Annotated in this window: 8 protein-coding genes; 4 read left to right on the forward strand and 4 right to left on the reverse strand. The window is 55.5% G+C overall.

What is annotated here, in order from left to right:
- The coding region (locus tag VGE80_RS17100) for an MFS transporter (RefSeq protein WP_440593511.1) at positions 1–1,445 on the reverse strand (1,445 nt) is incomplete at its 3' end.
- Positions 1,446–1,971: 526 nt separating this feature from the next.
- On the opposite strand from VGE80_RS17100, the gene VGE80_RS17105 reads away from it, so the two are divergent.
- Both VGE80_RS17105 and VGE80_RS17110 read left to right on the forward strand, forming a co-directional pair.
- Entirely contained in the window at positions 1,972–2,844 is an 873-nt protein-coding gene (locus VGE80_RS17105; protein ID WP_440593512.1) for a hypothetical protein, read from the forward strand.
- A gap of 32 nt (positions 2,845–2,876) precedes the next feature.
- A complete protein-coding gene (locus tag VGE80_RS17110) occupies positions 2,877–3,854 on the forward strand; it encodes a rhomboid family intramembrane serine protease (RefSeq protein ID WP_440593513.1) in 978 nt (325 codons plus the stop codon).
- A gap of 274 nt (positions 3,855–4,128) precedes the next feature.
- Here the strand turns inward: VGE80_RS17110 and VGE80_RS17115 are convergent, their stop codons facing one another.
- Complete coding sequence (locus VGE80_RS17115; protein ID WP_373651767.1) at positions 4,129–4,566, reverse strand: RidA family protein; 438 nt, start codon at positions 4,564–4,566, stop codon at positions 4,129–4,131.
- A 63-nt stretch (positions 4,567–4,629) separates the two neighbouring features.
- Entirely contained in the window at positions 4,630–5,532 is a 903-nt protein-coding gene (locus tag VGE80_RS17120; RefSeq protein WP_440593514.1) for an SMP-30/gluconolactonase/LRE family protein, read from the reverse strand.
- A 268-nt stretch (positions 5,533–5,800) separates the two neighbouring features.
- Between VGE80_RS17120 and VGE80_RS17125 the strand changes: the two genes are divergently transcribed.
- Positions 5,801–6,217 carry a (2Fe-2S)-binding protein gene (locus VGE80_RS17125; protein ID WP_440593515.1) on the forward strand — a complete coding sequence of 139 codons (417 nt, stop codon included), beginning with the start codon at positions 5,801–5,803 and terminating at the stop codon, positions 6,215–6,217.
- A gap of 173 nt (positions 6,218–6,390) precedes the next feature.
- Here VGE80_RS17125 and VGE80_RS17130 read toward each other — a convergent pair whose 3' ends face one another.
- The gene (locus VGE80_RS17130) at positions 6,391–6,891 is read right to left on the reverse strand and encodes a metallophosphoesterase (protein ID WP_440593516.1); all 501 of its coding nucleotides are present in this window, start codon (positions 6,889–6,891) and stop codon (positions 6,391–6,393) included.
- A gap of 230 nt (positions 6,892–7,121) precedes the next feature.
- Between VGE80_RS17130 and VGE80_RS17135 the strand changes: the two genes are divergently transcribed.
- On the forward strand, positions 7,122–7,961 hold the full coding sequence (locus tag VGE80_RS17135) for a transketolase (RefSeq protein WP_373651771.1): 840 nt from the start codon (positions 7,122–7,124) through the stop codon (positions 7,959–7,961).
- Positions 7,962–8,181: the final 220 nt, after the last annotated feature.

An 8,181-nucleotide genomic window follows, 5' to 3' on the forward strand; every position in this document is an offset into this window, starting at 1 on the left:
GGAAGATACAGTGGCAACCATCCATAGAATGAGGCTGTAAACGTTCCCAGCAGGAACGCCGCAAAGAGAAACTCGGCGTCGAATTGAGAATGAAACTGGTAGAACCAGAGCACGGATGCCATCGACACGAAGCACAGAGCACAGTACGCGATGCGGCGACCGACCCAGTCGCCCAGCATGGCAGCCAGGATTGTACCGATGATCGCCCCCACCGCAGTGACAATCTGCGTGTATTCACGGGGGTTTCGAGTAATGGTCTCATGAATCCACGACGGCTTCGCCGCGGTTGCAGCCATCGCCCGCTCATCAGCCGCTGGTGTTCCTGTCGCGTCGACTGGTTTGACGTTCTGAGTTAATTGACCGGCCCAGGACATGGCCCACTGTGTGGATCCCCAGGTGCCAATCAGTGCGATTCCGCTTAAGCAGGCTCCGAGTAGCATACGGCGAATCGTCTGGCTCGTCTGGTTGGCTGCGTCGCTCGAGTTCGCATAGGTTCGCTGAAGGAATCGTACGACCGGGTAGATATATCCCAAAGTGGCAATGACCAGTCCCATGAATGTGCCTGCGAGACGCCACGTCGTGTTGATTCGTTCGTCGGCCCAGACCCAGACAATCAGACCAGGGCCGATTGCTCCCACCAGTACGCCGATCAGGTCAGACGCCACCCAGTTTGATGTGGAACCGCGGTCATGCTCGCGTTCCCACTTAGTCGATTCTGGCACGAAGAGGCGAAAGAAAAATGTCAGTCCGGCTGGAAGCGTTCCCAGCATCATCATGAGTCGCCAGCCTTTATTCGCGACAAGCATACTCACCGTGGATTCAGGAAGTCCGGTCGAGGCGAGTAATGACTCACACTGAGTCAGGACTGCGGCTAAGCCGATCCCGATGATTCCGACGAGCAGGTAGCCGGCATTTGCTGCTGCTCCGATCAAGCCTGCCATTAACGCACGAGAGCGATTTGGCCAGACTTCCATCACGAGTGCGACGCCGAGGGACCATTCGCCGCCCATTCCCAACGCTGCAATAAATCGCAAGATTCCCAACTGGATCGGCGTCTGAGCAAACCCGCAAAGACCAGTAAAGAGCGCATATGTTAACACGCTGAGGCTCATGGCCCGGACGCGTCCAATTCGGTCTCCCAGCCAGCCGAACAGGACGCCGCCCGTTGCGGCCCCCACAAGAAACACGGCGATGACCAGGCTGAAGTAAAGTCCAACCTTTTGTTCCGATTCGGGAGAGGGTTGGGAGATCCCCAGCAAATCCTGGATGGCGGCACGGCCCACCATCGAGAACACACCCATTTCCGCTCCGTCAAACATCCAGCCTAATAGCGCAGCGATCAGAGCCATCCACTGGCCAAAGCTGGTGCCGTTTGTCGAGGTGCTATCCTGGAGTGAGTCTTCAATCGTTCGAGTCGAGGCAGAGTGGGGTTCTGGCGCGTTCAACGGAAGGTCTCTCAGTTGAGGTGGGAAAGGAGGCGGATACATCAAGCACTGCGATTGTGTGCTGACTCACTGTCAAAGGCAATTCACACGCGGGATTCTCCTTGACCACCCACTTGATCGACTCCTATGATCAAGTGAGCGAGCAGGTGTTTCGTTCGGGTCATGGAGGGCGTACCAGTCGTATCGATTGTGCCGGTGAAAGGCTCACCGGAGTAAGGCCGCGAAGGGGGTTTTGCCAGCGTAAAAGTCGTTTCAGGCGCAGAAAATCATCACAAACAATCGGTGGAAGAGCGGTTCGTAAATACTTGAGAGAATCTGCTGTCGTCCTGGCTGACATCGCGTCGATATTTTACCAGCATGGTTTTTCAAGAATGAACAGTGCGGCGGACGTACGAGCGCGAGCGACGACCTGAAGCTAACAACGACGTCTCCGCTTCCGCTGGTCCTCCCGATGAATTGAAGTTGCGTTGAGTCAGCGACGCCCGAAGAGAAACACCCAGACTGCGTTTGCGACAAGGATCTCATAATGAATACGCTTGGCAAAGTCTTCGCATTTCTGGTGGTCATTGCGGCCATCGCCGCTTCGATCCTGACTGCCAAGCTTGTCGAGGTTCGCAACAGCTGGACGGCGAAAACCCTGGCCGCAAAGAATAAGTTTAACGAGACTCAACCCAAGATTGAGACGCTCGAAGCTCAGATCGACTCGCTGCAGAAGGACATCTTCCGCTCGCGCGACCTGTGGGGCAATTTCTGGCCGATCGTGCAGACGAATGTCGTCAGTCCCGATGGCGCAGTGCAGGTGAATGTCGGATCTGCCGCTGGGGTCCGTGAGGGGTTGCAACTGCACGGGTTTGAGTTGCTGCCCGATGGAACGTCGGTCTATCGCGGCTCATTTGTACCGGCGGAAATCCAGCAGAACGGGTCTGTGCTCAAGCCAAACTGGCGCGCCACACCCGCCGAAGTAGCGACCTGGGGCAAGGCCGGAAATTGGCGCTGGCGAAACCTAGTCCCACCCGGCTACACCGAAAACTTTGACAAGCAGCTCACGACGATCCTGAAGCTCGAGGAAACACTCGGCGATCGGATGCTGACGCTAAAGGGGCAGGAGCAACTTCTCGTGGAAGCCAACAACAAGCTCAAGCTGCGAGAAGCTGAGCTGCTTGGAGGCGAAGAACTTGCTGGCGGGGATCAGCTTGAACCGGAATACCGGGAAGGGCTCGTCGCAGCCATGGAACGTACGGAAGAGGAACGGAACGAACTGCTGCTTAAGATTGACGATATTCGTCGTAAGGTTCGAAGCGTCAAAGACGACATTGATCGAATCCTGGTGGAAAATACCGAACTGACAAATCGACTGCCGCAACCCGGAACCAAAAGCGAGTTGTCGCAGACGAAGTGAATTAAAAGCGATTAAAGAGGTCTACACGGACGATGGGCTCTAATAACCGCGACTACATGCGCGATGAAATCGGCTCGGGACTTCCCTCGTGGGGGCACGATGTTCCAACCACAAAATGGTTGATCATCGTGAGCGTAGGGCTGTTTTTCGCGCAGACGATTTTCACTCATGACGTCAGTCTGGATGATTCAGCCGTTCCACGCGTCGCGGTGGCATCTTTGCGGTCCTCGGTCGAGCCCGTTGCTCAGGCGATGTTCGCCGTGACGAAGTCGTACGCTGAAGAATGGCTGCTGCTGGAGCCGGATAAGTTACTTCACGGGCAAATCTGGCGGGCGGTGACGTATGTCTTCTGTCATCCGCGTAACGCACCGTTCGCGATTGTCTTTAATATGATCGCGCTGTGGTATCTGGGTTCCAGCCTGGAACGGATGTACGGATCCCGCGAGTTCTTGTGGTTTTATCTCGCGTCCGCTGCCTTTTGCGCCGTGATCTTCGCGGCGTTCAGCCTCAAGTTGTACCTGCCGCAGCCCCTCATAGGGGCGAATGCGCCAGTGCTGGCAATGCTGGCACTTTACGCCACGCATTTTCCTCGCAGGGAGTTGCTGTTCTTCGGCCTGATACCAATTCAGATACGAGTTCTGCTGCTGATCTACGTGGTCGTCGACGTGTTTCAAATTCTGCAGGCCTTCAAGGGCGAAGGACCGTGGACCCGGGTTGCTTACATGTCTGAGTTGTGGGGAGCTGCATTCGGGTATCTCTACCGACAGCAAAACTGGCGACTCGAAGGCATTGCCGAAGTATTCGATTTCGGCAGATTGAAACGCTCACTACGCCGAGCGACGACGTCCCGGAATCTCAAAGTGTTTCATCCGGAAGTTTCGACTTCGGGGCTCGACGAACAGGTTGATGCGATCCTTGCTAAGATTCACGAACAGGGATCAGAGAGTCTCACCGAACGCGAACGCTCGATCCTCAAGCGTGCGAGTGAACAGGCCAAACACCGGCTATAGCACTACGAGAATTCACACGCTGCCGATGGGTGTCTAGCAATTTGAGTGTGTGGGATTTGGATCACTCAAAACAGGCTTTGCTATCGTGGTGAATGCCCGTTTCAGCGAGCTGGATTCCCTGTTCGCCGATTTTCGAGCAGGGGATGAAACTAGCCGCTGCGGCAATTCACTCTCATGCCTCTGCCACAGTCAATGCGCGCAAAAAAAGTCCGCTCTCCAGGCTGATCGCCAAAGTGGAGCGGACTGATCTCTCAGCTGGTGGCGGCTTCCGGAATCACTTGATTTCGAAGATTGCTTCGACTTCGACGGCGGCATTCGTGGGAAGCTGGGCAAAGCCCAATGCGCTTCGGGCATGATAGCCGTCGGTTGTCTTGCCGAAGATTTCGTGCAGCAGGTCTGACGTTCCGTTGATCACGAGGTGCTGCTCGTGGAATTCCAGCGTCGAGTTGACGCAGCCGAGCACCTTCAGGACGCGCAGTCCGTTCAGAGTGCCAAATTCGTTATGGACGGACCTCAGGATCTTGATCGCACAGTCCCGCGCTGCCTGGTAGCCTTGTTCCACGGTGACTCCTGCTCCCAGCTTCCCTTTCAGGTCGCTGACGTGACCTGAGGTGATGAGCAGGTTACCCGAGCGAACGCACAGGTTCAGGTAGCCTGGTTCGATCTTATTGAAAGTCAGACCCAGCTTTTCGGCGGTTTCTTGAGGTGTCATCGGTGCGTTGATCCTTCGTTGAAGTTTCCAGGTGATAGATCAGGATGTGGAAAATGACGCATGTCACTTTCCGGGATTCCAGCGTTTCCAGGCGAGCCCCGGTTTATCGGCACGGAACTGGACCAGCCGCGTATGCTCGACTTCCGTGACGTAGACGGTGCGACCGTCAGGACCACCGAAGCAGAGGTTGCTCGGTTTATTTCCGAGTACATCGATCTCGCGAAGGAGCTTGCCAGTCGGAGTCAGTACCGCAACGGTCCCTTTGCCGTGGCGTGTAATATAGAGGTTTCCGTCAATATCGCAGCGCATCCCATCGAATCCAAAGTCGGGAAATCGGTGAATCAGCTTTTTCTCGCCCACGGACCCGTCTTCGTTGATCGGGAATGACCAGACATTTCGATGAGTTTCCCCATCCACTTTTGCGGTTTCACAAAGGTGCAGGGTCTTTCCGTCGGGGCTGACTTCGATCCCATTCGTCGTTCCCATTCCTTCCGCAAGACGCTCTGTTTTGCCCTTTGTGTCGATCTTCCAGAGCTGGCCGGTCCCCTGATCCCAATTGGGATCGCTGGCGTAGAGTGTTCCGTTCGGATGGATCGCCAGATCATTCGGCTGGTTCATTTGATCATTGTGGGCGAAGACGTCGATCTTGCGTGTCGCCATATCGATTTTCAGGACATTGTGTGCGACATAGTCCGCGACGTACATCTTCCCCTGCTGGTCGAAAACAATGCCATTTCCGGTGCTCTTGCCTGGCAGAGTCACGAAGATTTCGGCTTTGCCCTGAGGTGTCACTTTGCCGATGGTCTGTTGCTTTTCGAAATTCACGACATAGATGTTGCCTTCACGGTCACACTGAGGGCCTTCGATGCCGGGGGTGAACTCGTTTGGCTGGGTCAACGGCGTTGCGACAAACAATTTCTCGTCAGTCTGACTAGCGAGAAGCAATGCCAAGGCAAACTGCAACATCTCGGGAAATCTCCTGGTGCAACGGGGTCGTATCGGAAGAAGGCATATCCTGCCGTCGAGTATCCCATCGCGTCAACCGGTGCAGCAGAATTGGAAGCATCGATTGCGATTTCAGAAGCCCCATCGTCGCATCTTGGGATCCGTTTTCTCCAGACGACTGAAGGACTGCTCTCCGCCCTTCGCAAGGCGATTCGCTTGCTGCCGGAGAAGGATGGCAAGTCATCGCAGATCTCGGCTAATCCGGGATTTGACGGAATGACGACTGTCGTTGACCACGCTCACTGCTATCATTCAGCAAACCTCGACCGCCGAGTGCGGTGATCCTGATGACGCTGGACGACTCATGCAGCTTGATGACACGATTTGCTATTGCTTCCATATCTCCAAGCGGAAGATTCTGAATTTCATCCGCGTGCACCGGCCCCGTCGTGCCAGCCAGATCAGTGAGTGCGGCGGAGCGGGAACGGGGTGCGGGTGGTGTGTGAACTATCTCAAGCGGTACTTTGCCGAATCTCAACAGGATGCGTCGAACTCATCTGGGACGACAGAGGATCTGACGGCTGTTGACTATGCTCGCCAGCGTGCGGCCTATATCAAGGCAGGGCATGGTAAGCCTGCAGCGGGGGCCGTACCGTTACCGACGGATGAACCACCGGAACTTTCGGCGGGTGAGCAGTCGGAGTGAAATGGGGCCAGTCCCAAACCTTTGGGCTCACGGGCGGATGAAAGTCGACATCAGGGCGCATTCCGGCGAAGCCATGTAAGATCGACTCAGACTGCTTCAAATTTCAATCGACGAAATCGTTGGAGTGACTTGTAAGCGGAAAGGTCGCAGCACTCGCAAACTGCTGGGAAAGCTCAATCCCCGGTTCCTTTCAGCGGAACGATCTGAGCTTCCATGGTCGTGGTCTCCAGCAACGCGACGGTGGGTTTGCCGTAGGACCATCCGCTCGTTTCTCCCGGGTTGATAAACAGCCGTCCCTGCTCATCGCGAGTGATGCTCGGTTTGTGAGTATGTGCATAAATAGCGACATCGAAGTCTCCTTCGACACCGCGCAGTGATCGATCCATATGAGTCACAAGGATGCGGCGTCCATCGGGAGTCTTGAAACCGAATGGAGGTTCTCCGATGGTACCGACGATCCGCATTCCGGCCGTGACTCCGGTCTTGTTTCCTTCATTGTCACCGAAACATCCGACGATTTTGCATTTCAATTGGCGCAACGGAGGAACCGCGAAAGAGGAAACGAGATCTCCTGCGAATACGACCAGCTGACAGTCGGCTTCGTTGAAGACCTCGACCGCGCGGCGAATGTGGTCCAGGTGGTCGTGGCTATCCGCAAAGATACCAATCAGCATCAATGAAACCTGCTTTGTTTGACGGCTCGTGAAGTGTGCGTGATGTCGCTGCCGACTGCGTCACGACGAGTCAGAGACAGGGAAGGGAACCGCCTCCGACATCCTTGCCGCACCTGCGAGGGGGCGGTAGCATACGAAGACATCTCGCAGAAAAAATTTCTGACCGATCTGCTTTACGAGGGAACGTAACCAGTGGCTCATCTTCTGGCTCGCACGTAAGGAAATCAACCGTGGCCAACGCGACAGGCATGGAGATCGAACGGCTGAAGGAGACGGCGAAAGCCATCCGGCGGCTGATCATCACGATCACCACGGAAGCGGGAAGTGGCCATCCGACCAGCAGTCTTTCCGCAGTTGAAGTCGTCACCGCCCTGTACTTCGGCGGCTTTCTGCGACATCACAAAGAGAATCCTCGAGACCCGCTCAGGGACCGATTCATTCTCAGCAAAGGACACGCGGTTCCTGTGCTGTACTCGGCGCTCTGTCAGGCAGGCTATTACTCAGTCGACGAAATTCGGACGCTGCGAAAGCTGGGGAGTCCCTTCGAGGGGCATCCCAATATGAAACGCCTGGAGACCATGGAAGCCTCGACTGGTTCATTGGGGCAGGGGCTCTCACTGGGTGTGGGCCATGCGCTGGGCTGTCGTCTCGACGGAATCGACGCTCATACATACGTGATGCTGGGTGATGGAGAGATGGGCGAAGGGCAAGTCTGGGAAGCGGTCGCGTCTGCCGAGAAGTATCGGCTGTCAAACCTGACTGCGATTGTGGACCAGAACGGTTTCCAGCAGACAGGCTCGACAAAGGACGTACTGGATCTCAAGCCGTTTGCTCCCAAGTTCGAAGCGTTCGGCTGGCACACACAAGTGATCGATGGAAACTCGATGGAATCCGTGGTCAGCGCCCTCGAGACAGTGAAGTCTGTCACGGACCGGCCGACAGCCATCATTTCTCAAACGAAAAAGGGATTCGGAATCCTGCCGATACTCGAAGCGGCAGGAGACCTGAACTATCATGGAAAACCACTCTCGCATGAGCTGGCTCAGCAGGCCCTTTCACTGTTGAGCTGAGCCACAGCGAGCTGAACTTAAAAAATGTCATGGCATCAAAGGAGCATCCATCGGGATTGACGTGAGCTGGCGAAGGCATTCATCGTGAACGATGGATGCATCTGACCGTGACGTTCGAACGCGTGATCAGATTGACCCAACAAGTGAATGGCGGAAACTGACGATGGCAATTGGCGAAGCCGCAGGTCTGAAGCTGGGAAAGGCGTCCCGAGATGCTTTT

This window comes from Schlesneria sp. (assembly GCF_036405755.1).
In the GTDB taxonomy this organism is placed as follows: domain Bacteria; phylum Planctomycetota; class Planctomycetia; order Planctomycetales; family Planctomycetaceae; genus Schlesneria; species Schlesneria sphaerica.